Origin of the sequence: Phenylobacterium sp. (assembly GCF_046590535.1) — a bacterium.
Classification (GTDB): Bacteria; Pseudomonadota; Alphaproteobacteria; order Caulobacterales; family Caulobacteraceae; genus Phenylobacterium.
This window is the reverse complement of sequence record NZ_JBKJTG010000028.1, coordinates 1-14287: the sequence shown is the minus strand read 5'-3', so window position 1 is coordinate 14287 and position 14287 is coordinate 1. Positions and strand designations below refer to the sequence as shown.

The following is a 14287-nucleotide window of genomic DNA, read 5'->3' as shown; positions in this document are numbered from 1 at the left end:
AGGGCCATCTCGCCGGCCGGTTCGCCCGGGCGGATCACGCCGAGGAACTGCGGCTCCTGGCCTTCCTCGTGGCGGAAGGCGCCCAAGCGGCCGGCGCGCACGAAGTAGAGCTGGTCGGCGGGGTCGCCCGCGCCGTAGAGCCGCTGGCCCCCGGGCAGGGAGAACCAACTGGCGTCGCCCTGCGCGCGCTCCTGGCTGAACAGCCGGGCCAGCGCCGAATCATCGGGGATTTCAGGCAGGCCGGCCACGGTCACGGAGCCTAGCGTGCGCGGGCCCCCCCGGCTATGGCTTGGCCCTCGCCGAGGAGCCTGCCATGCCCAATCCGATCTCTGATCCCCTGGTGGAAGTGGTCGACACCGACGCCACCTCCGATCTGGTGCGCATGGAATCCACCGTGGAGGGCGCGGTGACGGTGATCCTCAACCGTCCGGCCCGGAAGAACGCCTTCGACGCCGAGCTGATCGGGGCCCTGGAAGAGACCTTCCGCACCCTGGTGGCGGCCGAGGGCGTGCGGGTGGTGTTCGTGCGCGGCGCCGGCGCCATGTTCTCTGCCGGCGCGGACCTGGAATGGATGCGCGCCGCGGCCGACCGCACCGAGGCCGACAACCGCGACGACGCCTTCGAGATGGCCAAGATGCTGAAGGCGCTGTGGGACATTCCGGCGCTGACGGTGGCCCTGGTGGAGGGTGGCGCGTTTGGCGGTGGGGCCGGGGTGGCGGCCGCCTGTGACCTGGCGATCGCCACCAAGGACGCCAAGTTCAGCTTCTCGGAGGTGCGCCTGGGCCTGATCCCGGCCACCATCAGCCCCTATGTGGTGCAGGCCATCGGCCCCCGGGCGGCGCGGGGGCTGTTCGCCACCGGCCAGGTGTTCGACGCGGCGCACGCCGAGCGGATCGGCCTGATCACCGAGATCGTCGCCGACGCCGCGGCCCTGGAAGCCGCCCGCGACCGCACCGCCAAGGCGATCCTGGCCTGCGCGCCGGGCGCCGTGGCCGCCTCCAAGAAGCTGGTGGCCGACGTGGTGGGCCACCGCATCGACCACGGGCTGATGGAGGACACCGCCAAGCGCATCGCCCACGCCCGGGTGGGCGATGAGGGCCAGGAGGGCGTCCGGGCGTTCCTGGAGCGCCGCAAACCGCGCTGGGCGGAGTGAGGCCGGGCGCCGCACTTCTCAAACCGGCGGACGCGGCCTAAGCCAGGGCATGGCCCTGCACATGATCAAGCTCTGCGTCGGCTGCGACACGGTCGAGGAGCTGTTGGCCTGGGGCCACGGCGACGCGGGCGTCGGCAAGCCGTGGATCCTGCGCACCCGCCAGACGCCCAAGCGCGCGGTCGAGATGGTCGACGGGGGATCGGTGTTCCGGGTGTTCAAGGGCGTCATCCTCTGCCGCCAGCCGATCCTGCATATTGAGACGGTGGGCGAGGGCGTCCACGCCCGCTGCGAATTGAGCCTGGACCCGCAGGTCGTGCGAGTGGCGCCGACACCCAGGCGGGCCTTCCAGGGCTGGCGTTACCTGGAGCCGAAGGACGCGCCGGCTGACCTTTCGATGGAAGCCTTCGGCGACGTGCCCACCGACCTTGCCCGCCAGCTTCGCGAAGCCGGAGTCTGGTAAGGCTCAGATCGCCAGGTTGTCGATCAGCCGGGTCTTTCCCAGGATCGCCGCGGCGAGGATCCGAGCCGGGCTGGTGACCGGACCCGGCCCCAGCCGCGCCAGCCCCTCGGCGGCGCGCACCTCCAGGTAGTCAATCCGCTGGAAGCCGGCGGCCCGCAGGCTTTGCTTGGCGTCGGTCTCCACGGCGGCCACGGCCTGGCCGGCCCGCAGCGCTTCTGCGGCCACCGCCAGTGCGCGGTTGAGTTCACCCGCCACCGGGCGTTCCCGGGCGGTGAGGTAGGCGTTGCGGGAGGACAGCGCGAGCCCATCTTCGTCCCGCGCCGTGGGCCCGCCCAGCACCGCCACCGGCAGGTCCAGGTCTCGCACCAGCCGGCGGATCACCTGCAGCTGCTGGTAATCCTTCTCCCCGAACACCGCCACGTCCGGCCCGCATTGCGAGAGCAGCTTGGTCACCACCGTGGCGACGCCGGCGAAGTGGCCGGGCCGGGCGGCGCCGTCGAGCGGTTCGGAGACCCCCGCCACGGTCACCGTCGTGGACGCGCCTGGTGGGTACATCTGCGCCACCGTCGGCGCGTAGAGCAGGTCACAGCCCGCCGAGGCCAGCAGGGCCGCGTCGCGGGCCTCGTCACGGGGATAGGTGTCGAAATCCTCGCCCGGGCCGAACTGGGTGGGATTGACGAAGATGCTGGCCACCACGCGGCCGGCGTTCTGTTTCGCCAGCCGCACCAGCGACAGGTGGCCCTCGTGCAGGGCCCCCATGGTCGGCACGAACCCCACCCGTTGGCCGCCGGCCCGCCAGGCGGCCACGCGGGCCCGAAGGTCAGCGACGGTGCGGACGATCGGCAGGGACGCATCGGACATGCGCGGCTTATGGCGCGGGGCCCCTGCGGCGTCCATCCACAGGCGCGGGACATCGCCGCGTTGACGAGGCTCGGCCCAAGGCGCGACCTAGGCCCACATGTGAGTCGGGTCGGAGTTTCAGGGCAATGCCGCAAGCCAGCGTCATCGTGGTCGGCAATGAGAAGGGCGGGGCGGGCAAGTCCACCATCGCCATCCATACGGCCACCGCCCTGCTGCACGCGGGCGCCAGCGTGGCCGTGCTCGACCTCGACCTTCGCCAGCAGACCCTGGGGCGGTTCTTCGCCAACCGCCGGGCGTGGTTGGCGGCCAATGGCGTGGCCGCGCCGATGCCGGTGGAACACCCGCTGAGCTCGGATGGCCGGGCGCTGGCGCGGGCCACCGACGACGAGGCGTTGGCGCGGTTCGCGGAGGCCTTCGAGGAGGCCAGCGGGCAGGCCGACTTCCTGCTCATCGACACCCCCGGCAGCGACACGGCGATCAGCCGCGCGGCGCACGGCCTGGCCGACCTGATCGTCACGCCGATGAACGACAGCTTCGTGGACTTCGACATGCTGGGGGTCGTTGATCCGGTGACCCTGGAGCTGACCCGCCACAGCCTCTACTCCGAGACCGTGTGGAACAGCCGCAAGGTCCGCGCCGCAAAAGACCGCAAGACCATCGACTGGGTGGTCCTGCGCAACCGCCTGGCGCCCACCGAGGCCCGCAACCGCCGCCGCCTGGACGAGCGGGTGGAGGCCCTGTCGCGCAAGGTAGGGTTTCGCATCGGCCCCGGCCTGCGCGACCGGGTGATCTACCGCGAGCTGTTCCCGTTCGGCCTGACCGTCGCCGACCTGTCGCCCACCATCCGCCCGGTCTCCATGTCGCTGCAGCATGTGGCCGCGCGCCAGGAGTTGCGCGCCCTGATGCACGCCCTGGGCCTTTCCGGATTTGCAGACCCCGAGCAGATAGCCGCAGAGTAGGGCCATGCTCTACCTCGCCCTCGGCTGCGCCGCGCTGGCGCTCTACGTCTGGACGACCCGCGGCAAGCCGCTCCTGAAACGGCGGGAATGGCGGCTGCTCTCCGGCGCCTTCGCGGTCGCGGCCTTCGCCGGCGCGGCCTACGTGGGCCTGCGCGGTTCCTGGGGCGCCTCCATCGTCCTGGTGGTGGTGGGCCTGTGGCTGGCGGTCTCCACCCGCAGGGCCGGGGTCGCCGCGGGACCCGCCCCGGTGCGCAGCGGCCGGATGAGCCTGGGCGAGGCGCGCAACATCCTGGGCGTCGGCGAGGCCGCCACGGAGGCGCAGGTGCAGGCCGCCTTCACCCGGCTGATGCGCATGGCCCACCCGGACAAGGGGGGCACCGCCGGCCTGGCGGCCCAGCTCAACGCCGCCCGCGACCGGTTGCTGGGCGGGTGATCGGGAAGCAGTAACCGCAGATGTCCCGCCGGTCGGGAAGCCGGCTGCGTCCCCCGTCGCCGAGCGAAAGCCAGCCCTAGCCGGGGGGGAACACCATGCAGGGCTGCTTCTCGGCCTTGAGGGCCTTGCAGGCGCCCTTGGCTTCGGTTTCGGAGAAGCCGGCGAAGCGGGCGCGGTACTTGGCCCCGTCCTTGTCGGCGGCGGCCTTGGCGCCGTCGAAGTGCTTGCCAAAACGCTTTTCGACCAGGGCGATCTGCTCCCTGGCGTCCGACTTCGACTTGAACGCGCCGACCTGGACGACCCACTTCTGGGCGGGCTTGCGGGCCTCGGCCTGCTTGTCGTCGTCGTCGGACTTCCTGGCGCGCTTGGGCTCGACGATCTGGATCTTGGCGGCCCGCGAGGGCGGCACGGCCGAGGCCAGCACGATCTTCAGGGCGTCCTGGTCGCCCTGCTCGACGGACGCGGTCATCACCGAGCCGCGGAGCTCGGGCTCGAACAGGTTCTGGGCGACGGTGATCTGTTCCCCGCGGGTGCGGCGGCCCATCACGTCGAAGCCGGTGAGCAGCAGGCCCTCGGCGTTGCGGTCGCGGGCGGCGGTGGTGGGCCCGCCCAGGACCACGGCGATCAGCCGGCGGTTGTCGCGCACGGCGGAGACCGCCAGGTTGAAGCCCGAGGCGTTGGTGTAGCCGGTCTTCAGGCCGTCCACCCCGTACATGCGGTGCAGCAGGCCGTTGTGATTGCGCATGGTCGTGCCGCGGAAGGTGAAGGAGGTCTGGCTGAACAGCCGATAGTACTGCGGATAGTCGCGCATCACCGCGCGCGACAGGATGGCGATGTCGCGGGCCGTGGAGATCTGGCGGCTGTCGGGCAGGCCCGAGGCGTTGGCGAAGTGGGTGTTGGCCATGCCCAGTTCCTGGGCGCGAAGGGTCATCAGGGCGGCGAAGCGCTGTTCGGTGCCGCCCAGCTTTTCGGCCATGGCCACGGCCACGTCGTTGGCGGACTTGATGGACAGGGCCTGCATGGCGTCGGAGACGGAAATGGACTGGCCGGCCGGCACCCCCAGCTTGGTGGGCGACTGGGCCGCGGCGCGGGGCGAGATCAGCACGCTGTCGTCCAGCCGAAGCTTGCCTGAGGCCAGGGCCTCGAAGGTCAGGTACAGCGTCATCACCTTGGTGATCGAGGCCGGATAGCGCGGACTGTCGGCGCGCCTGGCGTAGAGCACCTCGCCCGACTTCGCGTCCACCACGATGGCGGCGTATTTGGTCGAACTCTGCGGGAGCAGTTCGGCGTACGGAACCTGAGCCTGGGCGGTCGGAGCCACGGTTGCGAACGCGGTGGCGGCGGCGAGGCCCACGGAAAGCCACAGGCGGCGGGCGTGCTTGATCATGCTTCGTCCGTCGAATCAAAGGGTTGAGGCGGCTCCCCGCCGCCATGAATCTCCCCTACCATGACAGCCAGACCCTTGCGGGAGAGTAAACAGATGTTGAACGGGCTGAATTGTCGCGGGATGCCGTGCCTGCTCACCAAACAGGCGTGACTTTGTGTGCAGTGCACAAAAAATACGTTTGACTGCTGCACTGCAACATGAGACACCCTGCCTGCGTTTCAGGGACTTCAGTCCCGTATCCTGTTTGCGTTGCGGCATCAGCCGCGCCCCTCGTAGCCTATCTAGGAGCAAATCCCATGGCCGCCGCCGACACCGCCAAGAACACCGTCGACAAGATGACCGCCGCCTCCAACGTCGCCTTCAAGGATGGCGTGGAAAAGACCCTGGCCGCGCTCAACGACGCCAACGCCACCTCCAAGAAGAACCTCGAAGCCGTGGTGGCTTCGGTCACCGCCGCCACCAAGGGCGCTGAAGCCCTGGGCGCGCAGGCGATGGCCTATTCCAAGTCCGCCTTCGAGACCCAGACCGCCGCCGCCAAGTCGCTGTCCGGCGCCAAGAGCGTCCAGGAAGTGGTCGAGTTGCAGACCGCCTTCGCCAAGGGCGCGATGGAATCCTACATGGCCGAAATGGGCCGCATGTCCGAGATCGTCGCCGCCTCGGTCAAGGACAGCATGAAGCCGCTGAACGAGCGCATGACCGCCATGGTCGAGCGTCTGCAGGCCACCCGCTAAGCGACAACCTCACAAAGGCTCCCCGGAGCCCGAGGGCAGGAAGGCCCGGACCGCAAGGTCCGGGCCTTTTCTCATGGGCCCGCCAGGGCTAGAGGTTCGCCCATGTCGACCATCGAAGACCGCCTCGCGGACCTGGGGATCACCCTGCCGCAGCCCAACGCCCCCGTGGCCAACTACGTCGCCTTCGTCCGCGTGGGGGACCTGCTGCATATCTCCGGCCAGGTTTCCCTCGACGCCACGGGCGGGGTCCGCGGCGTGGTCGGCGAGGACGTCGACGCGGCCGCGGCCAAGGGCGCCGCGCGGCTGTGCGCCATCAACCTGATCGCCCAGATGAAGGCCGCCTGCGACGGCGACCTCGCCCGGGTGGTCCGGGTGGTCAAGCTGAACGGCTTCGTCCAGGCAGGTCCCGGCTTCTTCGAGATCCCGCAGGTGGTGAACGGGGCGTCGGACCTGATGGTCGAGGTGTTCGGCGACGCCGGCCGCCACGCCCGATCCGCGGTGGGGGTCTATCGCCTGCCGATGAACTTCGCCGTCGAGGTCGATGCGGTGGTGCAGCTGTCGTGAAGACGCGCTTCGGCGAGGCCTGGGACCTGCTCTTCCACCCGCCGATCGCCCATCGCGGGCTGTGGAGCCCGGGCGGCGCGCCGGAGAACTCGCTGGCCGCCTTCCAGGCCGCCTGCGCCGCCGGCTACAGCGTGGAACTGGACGTGCAGCTCTCCTCTGACGGCGAGGCGATGGTGTTCCACGACGATGGCCTGGAGCGCATGACCGGAGCCACGGGCCGGCTGCGCGACCGCACTGCCGCCGACCTGGCGCAACTGCGGCTGGCCTCGACCGACGAGCCGATCCCCACCCTGCTGGAGACCCTGGCCGTGATCGGGCGCCGGGCCATGGCGCACGTGGAGCTGAAGACACCCTACGGCGAGGTGGGTCCGCTGGAGCAGCGCACCCACGAGGTGATCATCGACCACGCCGGCCCGGTCTGCGTGATCGGCTTCAATCCCTATTCCCACGCCTGGTTCGCCGAGCGTTATCCGGGGGTGCTGCGCGGTCTGGACAGCTATTCCTACCGCCGCGCGCCGCAGATGGTCGAGGCGCAGCGCCGGTCGTTCGCCGAGCTGGAGCATATCGCCATCGCCCGGCCGCACTTCCTGGCGCTGGGCCTCGACATGCTGCCCAGCGAGAAGGCCGCGAGCCTGCGGGCCCAGGGCATGCCGCTGATCGCCTGGACGGTGAGGGCGCCCGAGCAGTGGGACGCGCTGAAGGCCAGTTGCGACAACCTGATCTTCGAAGGCTTCCACGCGTGAGCCTGACGCCGGCGGTCAAGGTCCACCGCCGCATCGCCGAGGTGGGGCGCGACGCCTGGCAGGCCTGCGCGGGCAACCCCGCCTACGCCGGCAATCCGTTCATCGGCTATGACTTCCTCAACGCGGTGGAGGAGGCGGGTTGCGCGGTGGAGCGGACCGGCTGGGGCCCGCAGCATCTGTCGGTGGACGATGCGGATGGCAGGGTGGCGGCGGTGCTGCCGCTCTATGTGAAGTCCCACAGCCAGGGGGAATACATCTTCGACCACGCCTGGGCCGACGCCTATGAGCGGGCCGGGGGTCGGTACTATCCGAAGCTGTTGTCGGCGGCGCCGTTCACGCCGGCCACCGGCGCGCGCCTGCTGGTGCGCCCCGACGTGGACGCCAACGAGGGCCGGGGCCTGTTGCTGGGCGGCGCGCTGACGCTTTGCGAGCGCTATGGCGCCTCGTCCTTCCACGTGAACTTCCCGGATGAGGACGAGTGGCGCTGGATGGGCAAGCAGGGCCTGGCCCTGCGGGAGGGCCAGCAATACCACTGGGAGAACCGCGGCTACGCGACCTTCGACGACTTCCTGGGCGCCCTGTCGTCAGGCCGGCGAAAGACCATCCGCCGCGAACGCCGCGACGCGGGCGCGGACCTGGAAATCCTGGCGCTCACCGGCGCCGACATCACCGAGGCGCACTGGGACGCCTTCTTCGGCTTCTACCTGGACACCGGCGCGCGCAAGTGGGGCCAGCCCTACCTGAACCGGCTGTTCTTCTCGCTGCTGGGCGAGCGCATGGCCGACCGGGTGTTGCTGGTGATGGCCCGGCGGGGCGGGCGGTGGATCGCCGGCGCGCTGAACCTGATCGGCGACGACTGCCTCTACGGCCGCAACTGGGGCGCGGTGGAGGAGGTGCCGTTCCTGCATTTCGAGCTCTGCTACTACCAGGCCATCGAGTGGGCCATCGGCCGCGGCCTGGCCCGGGTGGAGGCGGGCGCGCAAGGCCAGCACAAGATCGCCCGCGGCTACCTGCCCAAGGCGGTCTATTCCGCCCACTACATCGCCGACCCGGCGTTGCGCGGCCCCGTGGAGCGCTACCTCGCGGAGGAGCGGGCGGGGGTGGAGGCGGAGATCGAGTGGCTGGCGGAGGAATACTCGCCGTTCCGCCAGGGCGGCTAGGACTGCTCCCAGGCGATTTGCTACTCACAGGGATCGAGACTGCAGGAGCGCGCCATGAGCCTGGACGGGACCTACGACGACGGCAATATCTTCGCCAAGATCCTGCGGGGCGACATGCCGGCGGCCCGCGTCTTCGAGGACGACCACGTGTTCGCCTTCATGGACGCCTTCCCGCAGGCGAGGGGCCACGTGCTGGTGATCCCCAAGCACAGCCGGGCGCGCAACCTGCTGGACGAGGAGCCCGAGCGGTTGGCGACCCTGATGCAGGGCGTCCAGCGGGTGACCCGGGCGGTGCGCGCGGCGCTGAGCCCGGACGGGATCGTGGTCACCCAGTTCAACGGCGCCCCGGCCGGCCAGACGGTCTACCACCTGCACGTCCACGTCATTCCCCGGTGGGAGGGGGTGGCGCTGGGCCGGCACGGGGCGGGGATGGCCGACCCGGAGGAACTGAAAGCGCTGGCCGCGCAGATCGCGGCGCAGATCAGCTAGGGGAGTGATGCCACATAGGCGCCCGTTGAAGGTCCGTTTCCTGGCGCGACCGCTATTCCGGTTCACGACCCTGATTGGAGATTGCGACCACTCGCCTCACGCATCGTTAGCAGCGACGCTCTGGGAAGACCGCGAACTCCGCATTCGCCATCCGAGGCGCGCGTCGGTTCAGGAGCGGCTAGACTTCAAGGCGTTAGGGTTGGCTGAATTCGGATTTGATTCGGAAGAACGCCGTCCGGTCGATGCGGTCGATATTCATCAGATGCTCTAGGACCGCGCCCTTGCCGCACCCGAGTCGGCGGGCGACTCGTCTCAACGAATGTCGGTCCGTAACTTGGCCCAGCGCGGAAAGGGCGGCATCGACGAGCCGGTAAGGCATTAGGAACATAGCGGCGAAGGCGTTGGCCCGCCGTTCGACCGTCGTCGGGGCCCATGGGGTGCTCGAATGGGTGATGGTGCGCGCGGAACCGCGGTCCGACAGAATGTGCGCCAGTTCGTGCGCGAGCGTGAAGCGTCGTCCCGGCCGGCTCTGGTTCCACTTGGCGCCGAGATTGACAACGATCGTCGGGTTAAGCCCCGGTCCGGCGATGGCGACGCCCCGCAAGCTATGGTCTTCGACACAGACATCGCGCACCGTGACTCCAAGGGCGACGAGAACCGCATCGATATCCACTGAACCGCAACCCTCACCGGCCAACTCAAGTGCATCCAGGGTCTCGAGAGCCTGCTCATAGCCTTCCTCCCACGCGCCGTCGCGCGACGGCGGGGGGCGGTCGCCCGTCAGCCCTCGCAACAAGGCGGTCTCCTCCTGGTCGCTGCGCGCTTCGTCTAGAACCGCGAGAAGGCTGGCCGCGTCATTTTCGGACAGGTTTGGCGTAAGGGTCCCGAACATAGCCACTTCGGGCGTGAGCGGATTGAGAACGCCGAATTGCATCGGCGGCGGCGTTCGGTTCGGCCGTTTGGCGTTCAAGAGGCTCGCCAAGTTCGGCCCCATGAACCAGCTTTCGGCCGCCAATCGCGCCACATCGGCGGCTTCGAAGTGAGCAGGAAAAGCGTCCGCGCGCCCATGTTCGCGGGCCTGCTCGCGTCCCCACTCCAGAAAGCCGGACAGGGCAGAGGCGACGATCTCGACGTCAATCAGCACGGCTCCGCGGTTGAACTGGAACTCCAGACCCGTGGGGGTGCCGACGGTCGGGCCAGGGTCGTAACTGATCTCCATAAGGTCGCTCTGCCGTCGGAACCAGACGTTGGGAAACACCCCGCCAGCAGCGCCCGACCAGACGGCGTGTCGGCGACGCCAAGCCTGCATCTCCCGTCGCAGGCCGCTTGCCGTCTCGCTCTCATCGTCGAGCAGGACGCGTTCGCCCTGCTCGAAAGCAACGATGAGGTGTTCATGGTGACCGACCGAACCCGGTGGCGTCTGTTCGTGGAATAGGGGCGACCAAACCTCGGCAAGCCACTGCAGGAGTGGGCCGAGATACCAGCGCACTTCGTCGCGCATCTCGCCATTGGGCCGGACATGGCGCGTCAGTGAACGGCCACGCACGATCAGACGCCACTCGCCATATGACCAGCGATAGGCTTGCGGCCCGCTCTCGGTGTGGGGATCGGCGATCAATCGCCCGGCGATGGCGAAGACGTTAGGGTCGCCGAACACGGACCAAGCTGTCATCCGTCCAGCTCTGCAGTAAGTTTCTCCGAGGAGAAGAGCTTTTTGACCTGCCGCCTCGTGACCTTTTGCGCTGCGATCATCCCCTCCCTTACAGCGTCAGGGACTTCCGACCAAGGCACGGGATATCCGTGCCAGATGTCTCCATCGGTCAGCCGGGCCGCGAAAGCCATGCCGTCGAGCGTCCCGAAACGGGCTCCGCTCGAGTTGTGGTCCACGCTTTCGTCGAGGATCGCCTGGGCCTGATCGTGCGACCACGACGGGCAGAGGGTCGCGTCCGGATCGAACGGCCGCAACCAGTTCTTATGCTTTGGATTTCGTTCGTACTGCACAGGAGGCTCCAAGCTCCATGATCGATGCGGCCGCGCCAACAAAGAATTACCGGGCCGTCGGCGTATCTTCGACCCAACCGCGAAAACGGACCGACCGTGATCTGGGTGTCGTGTCTGGGGCAGGTGCAAAATGTCCTTACCTAGCGCGGAACGGCCCCCTCTTGACGATAGCCTGAAGTCCAGTTCCGACCCATCGGGGTCTTCCGGAGAGTCCGCTCGTCGGGTGAGACCATCCGTCAGACACTCACCGCGGCTACCCGAACAGGCTCCCATCGGCGTTGTAGAACGTGTGACTGACCAGCCCGCCGCCCCGATACGCATCGATGTAGTAGGCCCACGGGCTCACATCGAACGTGTCGATGTACCGCTCCGACGCCGTGCCGTCGTCCCACGCCACGGCCTGCACTGACAGGCGGCCGAGCCGGTCGTAGTACTCGATGTTCCGGTCCCACGTGCGCGTATTGCCGGGATCGAACTGGAAGATGTTGGTCTCACCGGCGTCGTAGGTCACCGAGTAGCCGGTCAGCCGGCCTTGGCCATCGTACTCAGCGGTACGCAGCGACCACGGCTGATTGGTCTCGTTGTCGTAGAACCGGGTGCTATTGGAGCCATCGTCGTTGGTGACGGCGAAGCTGATAATCCGGTTGCCTGCGTCGTAGGTGGTGATCGACCGGTCAAAGGCGTTCGTGCCCCAATCGAAGACGGCTTCCTCCCGTCCCCCACCGCTCACCACCTGCACGCGCGCGGGCTGGAAACCGGGGGCGAGAATGGAGCGCGTGAAACCTGTCAGCAGATCGACGCCGGTTGCGACCGCCTGTGCGGGACCAGCGCCGTCACCGTCTGCATCCCACGAGAGGACGCGCGTTGTCTTATTGAGACTGAGCGTCCCGCCCGCGCCCCCAACCATCTGGCCTGTCGACGTCTGAAACGCGAAGGAATCCAGCGTGCTGTCGAAGTCGGTTATGAAGTCAGAATTCCCATCGAGCGTGAGAACAAACCGATCCGCGCCTGCGCCGCCTGTCAGGTTGTCCGACCCGGCCTCACCCGTGAGAGTGTCGTTGCCCACGCCACCATTGAGAGTGTCGTTGCCTATGCCACCATCAAGCGTGTCGTTGCCCAGGCCACCGTCGAGAATGTCATTGCCGGCGCGGCCATAGAGGGCGTTCGCCGCTGAGTTGCCCGTGATGGTGTCTGACCCGGACCCGGCGATCACGTTTTCGATCACTGTGGTCAGCGAGGTGCTGACGTTGTTGGTCCAGGTATAGGTCTCGGCGTTGTTGAGGGCGTCAGAAACAAAGGAGCCGTACCCGGGGAAGCGCGCGTTCCAATAGGCGATCTGGTCCGCAATGGTGTACCGGGCGATGCTCGAGAAGGCGCCCGGAGTCAGGTCGATGATTGAGGCGCGCGTGTGGGCCGAAAGATCGATCAGATCGGTCCCGCCGGTGTCGTAGATGTTCTCCAGGATCGGAAGCGTCTCGCTCCAACTGTAGGTCGTGGCGGCGCCGTTCGTCGCCGTGTCCGCGCCGTAGCGGGACTGGATGGCGATGACGTCGAGCTGCATCGGAGTGGTCGCGTGCACGTTGGCCGGCGAGCTGCGCAGGCTCGCGCCGACCGTGGAGAACGTCCACCAGACGCCGTCTTGCATCCGGTTGTAGGACATCACCGTGTAGCGTTCGTTGTCGAATGCGCTGGGAAGTCGGGTCGCGCCCTCGTGAGGGTGCTTCAAACCCAGCGAATGCCCCAGTTCATGGAGCAGCAGGGTGTATTCATAACTGCCTGACGAAAACGAGATGCCTTTGTAGACCTCGTCGATCCAGACATCCCCGGCATATCCAGGGAGGGACGAAGCGGTGGGTTCGTAGGCATAGGCCGCAGTTGTCTGGCTTACGCCGTAGTCCTGGACATTGGTGAAGGCCACGCGGATCGCGCCCGGCGAGGTCAGATCATTGGTTTCCACCAGGCTGCGGGCGATCAACCCGTCCCAGGCGCCGATAGCCGCCCGGAAGTTCATGGCCTGGGTGGCGTTGAGCACGCCGAAGTTGGCATTGGATTGCTCGTCGTTGGGCTGATAGCCCGCCCAGGCGCTGGTAGTGCCGGGGATGCTGAACGTGATCTGCTGAGCCGCCCAAGACGTCGCCGTCCCACCCAGTGCGTCGATCGCCGTTTGAACAGACACCGTCATGTCGGAAAATCCCCCGGCCGCAAGGAAGCATGCCTGCGCACAGGCGCCAAGGCGCCCCTGACCCGGGAGCGCGCACCAGACTCAACGCGCTAGAGCATTCTCCGAAAAGTGTGACCCGGTTTTCGGACGAAAGATGATATAAAAGATTGATTTAAAGCAGTTTTATCTCGTTTAGATGAGTCCATTTGAACGGGAAAGGCTCTAGCTGTGCTCTGCGCCGGCTGCCACCGAATGGATCACGCCAAGCGTCCGGGTTTCCCGCGGGTGCATTTGAGCTGACGACGCCAGCGGGAGACCCCGAGGGGACCTCAGGAACGTCCGCCGGCCGCCACTAGGGCTCTGAGTCAAGCTGGAATGCGGCCGCACGCCCGCCGTCACGGCGCTGACCCGCCGCGCCACCTCCCCCGCGTCGTTGCGCTGGCGGGGGAGGGGCGGGGCGGCTAGTCGGCCAAGGCGGTTTCGGCGTCGGCGGCGGGGGCCTCGATGATCGGGGCGCCGGGCTCGCGGGTCTCGCCTTCGATGTCGAAGCCGAGCTTGCCGTCCCTGAGCATCACCTTGACGTGGCCGCCCTTGATGAGACGTCCGAACAGGATCTCGTCGGCCAGGGGCTTCTTGATGTGCTCCTGGATGACCCGGGCCAGGGGCCGGGCGCCGTAGAGCTCGTCGAAGCCGTTCTTGGCCAGCCAGTCGGCCGCCTCGTCGGAGGTCTCGATGGTCACGTGGCGGTCCGCCAGCTGGGCCTCTAGCTGCATGACGAACTTCTGCACCACCTGACGGATGATCTCCGGCGTCAGCGACTTGAAGGCCACCACCGCGTCGAGGCGGTTGCGGAACTCAGGCGTGAACACCCGCTTGATGGCTTCCTCGGCCTCGTCGTCCATCTTCCCGCGGCCGAAGCCGATGGAATTGCGCTGGGCGTCGGCGGCGCCGGCGTTGGTGGTCATGATCAGGACCACGTTGCGGAAGTCGACCCGCTTACCGTTGGAGTCGGTGAGCTGGCCGTGGTCCATGACCTGCAGCAGGATGTTGTAGACGTCCGGGTGGGCCTTCTCGATCTCGTCCAGCAGGACCACGGCGTGCGGATGCTGGTCGACGGCGTCGGTCAGCAGGCCGCCCTGGTCATGGCCGACATAGCCCGGAGGCGCGCCGATCAGCCGGCTGACG

At 68.0% G+C, this 14287-nt stretch carries 16 protein-coding genes; 9 read left to right on the top strand and 7 right to left on the bottom strand.

Annotated elements, in window-relative coordinates; all coding sequences use genetic code 11:
• Nucleotides 1-254: cyclic nucleotide-binding domain-containing protein (locus tag ACLL81_RS01550; protein WP_411286586.1), on the bottom strand; the 254-nt coding region annotated here is incomplete at its 3' end.
• Between the two features lie 59 nt (nucleotides 255-313).
• On the opposite strand from ACLL81_RS01550, the gene ACLL81_RS01545 reads away from it, so the two are divergent.
• Both ACLL81_RS01545 and ACLL81_RS01540 read left to right on the top strand, forming a co-directional pair.
• Entirely contained in the window at nucleotides 314-1153 is an 840-nt protein-coding gene (locus ACLL81_RS01545) for an enoyl-CoA hydratase-related protein (RefSeq protein WP_411286585.1), read from the top strand.
• A 49-nt stretch (nucleotides 1154-1202) separates the two neighbouring features.
• Nucleotides 1203-1613, top strand: a complete 411-nt coding sequence (locus ACLL81_RS01540) for a DUF1489 family protein (protein ID WP_411286584.1) — start codon at nucleotides 1203-1205, stop codon at nucleotides 1611-1613.
• Nucleotides 1614-1616: 3 nt separating this feature from the next.
• Here ACLL81_RS01540 and panC read toward each other — a convergent pair whose 3' ends face one another.
• Nucleotides 1617-2474 carry a pantoate--beta-alanine ligase gene (gene panC, locus ACLL81_RS01535; protein WP_411286583.1) on the bottom strand — a complete coding sequence of 286 codons (858 nt, stop codon included), beginning with the start codon at nucleotides 2472-2474 and terminating at the stop codon, nucleotides 1617-1619.
• 125 nt (nucleotides 2475-2599) lie between these two features.
• Between panC and ACLL81_RS01530 the strand changes: the two genes are divergently transcribed.
• Both ACLL81_RS01530 and ACLL81_RS01525 read left to right on the top strand, forming a co-directional pair.
• The gene (locus ACLL81_RS01530; RefSeq protein WP_411286582.1) at nucleotides 2600-3433 is read left to right on the top strand and encodes a division plane positioning ATPase MipZ; all 834 of its coding nucleotides are present in this window, start codon (nucleotides 2600-2602) and stop codon (nucleotides 3431-3433) included.
• Nucleotides 3434-3437: 4 nt separating this feature from the next.
• Nucleotides 3438-3866 carry a molecular chaperone DnaJ gene (locus tag ACLL81_RS01525; RefSeq protein ID WP_411286581.1) on the top strand — a complete coding sequence of 143 codons (429 nt, stop codon included), beginning with the start codon at nucleotides 3438-3440 and terminating at the stop codon, nucleotides 3864-3866.
• Nucleotides 3867-3942: 76 nt separating this feature from the next.
• Here ACLL81_RS01525 and ACLL81_RS01520 read toward each other — a convergent pair whose 3' ends face one another.
• Entirely contained in the window at nucleotides 3943-5253 is a 1311-nt protein-coding gene (locus ACLL81_RS01520; RefSeq protein ID WP_411286580.1) for a D-alanyl-D-alanine carboxypeptidase, read from the bottom strand.
• Nucleotides 5254-5549: 296 nt separating this feature from the next.
• On the opposite strand from ACLL81_RS01520, the gene ACLL81_RS01515 reads away from it, so the two are divergent.
• The 5 genes from ACLL81_RS01515 (at nucleotide 5550) to ACLL81_RS01495 (ending at nucleotide 8940) form a co-directional block, all read left to right on the top strand.
• A complete protein-coding gene (locus ACLL81_RS01515; RefSeq protein ID WP_411286579.1) occupies nucleotides 5550-5984 on the top strand; it encodes a phasin family protein in 435 nt (144 codons plus the stop codon).
• Between the two features lie 102 nt (nucleotides 5985-6086).
• Complete coding sequence (locus ACLL81_RS01510) at nucleotides 6087-6548, top strand: RidA family protein (protein WP_411286578.1); 462 nt, start codon at nucleotides 6087-6089, stop codon at nucleotides 6546-6548.
• Entirely contained in the window at nucleotides 6545-7291 is a 747-nt protein-coding gene (locus ACLL81_RS01505; protein ID WP_411286577.1) for a glycerophosphodiester phosphodiesterase family protein, read from the top strand. Before ACLL81_RS01510 ends, ACLL81_RS01505 begins: the two co-directional genes overlap by 4 nt.
• Nucleotides 7288-8451 (top strand): GNAT family N-acetyltransferase, encoded by a 1164-nt coding sequence (locus tag ACLL81_RS01500; protein WP_411286576.1) that lies wholly within the window; start codon nucleotides 7288-7290, stop codon nucleotides 8449-8451. Before ACLL81_RS01505 ends, ACLL81_RS01500 begins: the two co-directional genes overlap by 4 nt.
• 54 nt (nucleotides 8452-8505) lie before the next feature.
• Nucleotides 8506-8940 carry an HIT family protein gene (locus ACLL81_RS01495; RefSeq protein ID WP_411286575.1) on the top strand — a complete coding sequence of 145 codons (435 nt, stop codon included), beginning with the start codon at nucleotides 8506-8508 and terminating at the stop codon, nucleotides 8938-8940.
• A gap of 193 nt (nucleotides 8941-9133) precedes the next feature.
• Here the strand turns inward: ACLL81_RS01495 and ACLL81_RS01490 are convergent, their stop codons facing one another.
• The 4 genes from ACLL81_RS01490 to ACLL81_RS01475 form a co-directional block, all read right to left on the bottom strand.
• A complete protein-coding gene (locus tag ACLL81_RS01490; RefSeq protein WP_411286574.1) occupies nucleotides 9134-10612 on the bottom strand; it encodes an ImmA/IrrE family metallo-endopeptidase in 1479 nt (492 codons plus the stop codon).
• The gene (locus ACLL81_RS01485; protein WP_411286573.1) at nucleotides 10609-10941 is read right to left on the bottom strand and encodes a hypothetical protein; all 333 of its coding nucleotides are present in this window, start codon (nucleotides 10939-10941) and stop codon (nucleotides 10609-10611) included. The genes ACLL81_RS01490 and ACLL81_RS01485 overlap by 4 nt, the downstream gene beginning before the upstream one ends.
• 253 nt (nucleotides 10942-11194) lie before the next feature.
• Nucleotides 11195-13123, bottom strand: a complete 1929-nt coding sequence (locus ACLL81_RS01480; protein ID WP_411286572.1) for a M10 family metallopeptidase — start codon at nucleotides 13121-13123, stop codon at nucleotides 11195-11197.
• Nucleotides 13124-13563: 440 nt separating this feature from the next.
• A partial coding sequence (locus tag ACLL81_RS01475; protein ID WP_411286571.1) for an AAA family ATPase occupies nucleotides 13564-14287 on the bottom strand: 724 nt, incomplete at its 5' end.

Bases quoted from the DNA above. Each gene is read 5' to 3' on its own strand.
- ACLL81_RS01510 (WP_411286578.1), top strand. From the start codon at position 6,087: ATGTCGACCATCGAAGACCGCCTCGCGGACCTGGGGATCACCCTGCCG.
- panC (WP_411286583.1), bottom strand. From the start codon at position 2,474: ATGTCCGATGCGTCCCTGCCGATCGTCCGCACCGTCGCTGACCTTCGG.
- ACLL81_RS01525 (WP_411286581.1), top strand. From the start codon at position 3,438: ATGCTCTACCTCGCCCTCGGCTGCGCCGCGCTGGCGCTCTACGTCTGG.
- ACLL81_RS01520 (WP_411286580.1), bottom strand. From the start codon at position 5,253: ATGATCAAGCACGCCCGCCGCCTGTGGCTTTCCGTGGGCCTCGCCGCC.
- ACLL81_RS01515 (WP_411286579.1), top strand. From the start codon at position 5,550: ATGGCCGCCGCCGACACCGCCAAGAACACCGTCGACAAGATGACCGCC.
- ACLL81_RS01490 (WP_411286574.1), bottom strand. From the start codon at position 10,612: ATGACAGCTTGGTCCGTGTTCGGCGACCCTAACGTCTTCGCCATCGCC.
- ACLL81_RS01530 (WP_411286582.1), top strand. From the start codon at position 2,600: ATGCCGCAAGCCAGCGTCATCGTGGTCGGCAATGAGAAGGGCGGGGCG.
- ACLL81_RS01480 (WP_411286572.1), bottom strand. From the start codon at position 13,123: ATGACGGTGTCTGTTCAAACGGCGATCGACGCACTGGGTGGGACGGCG.
- ACLL81_RS01495 (WP_411286575.1), top strand. From the start codon at position 8,506: ATGAGCCTGGACGGGACCTACGACGACGGCAATATCTTCGCCAAGATC.
- ACLL81_RS01540 (WP_411286584.1), top strand. From the start codon at position 1,203: ATGGCCCTGCACATGATCAAGCTCTGCGTCGGCTGCGACACGGTCGAG.
- ACLL81_RS01545 (WP_411286585.1), top strand. From the start codon at position 314: ATGCCCAATCCGATCTCTGATCCCCTGGTGGAAGTGGTCGACACCGAC.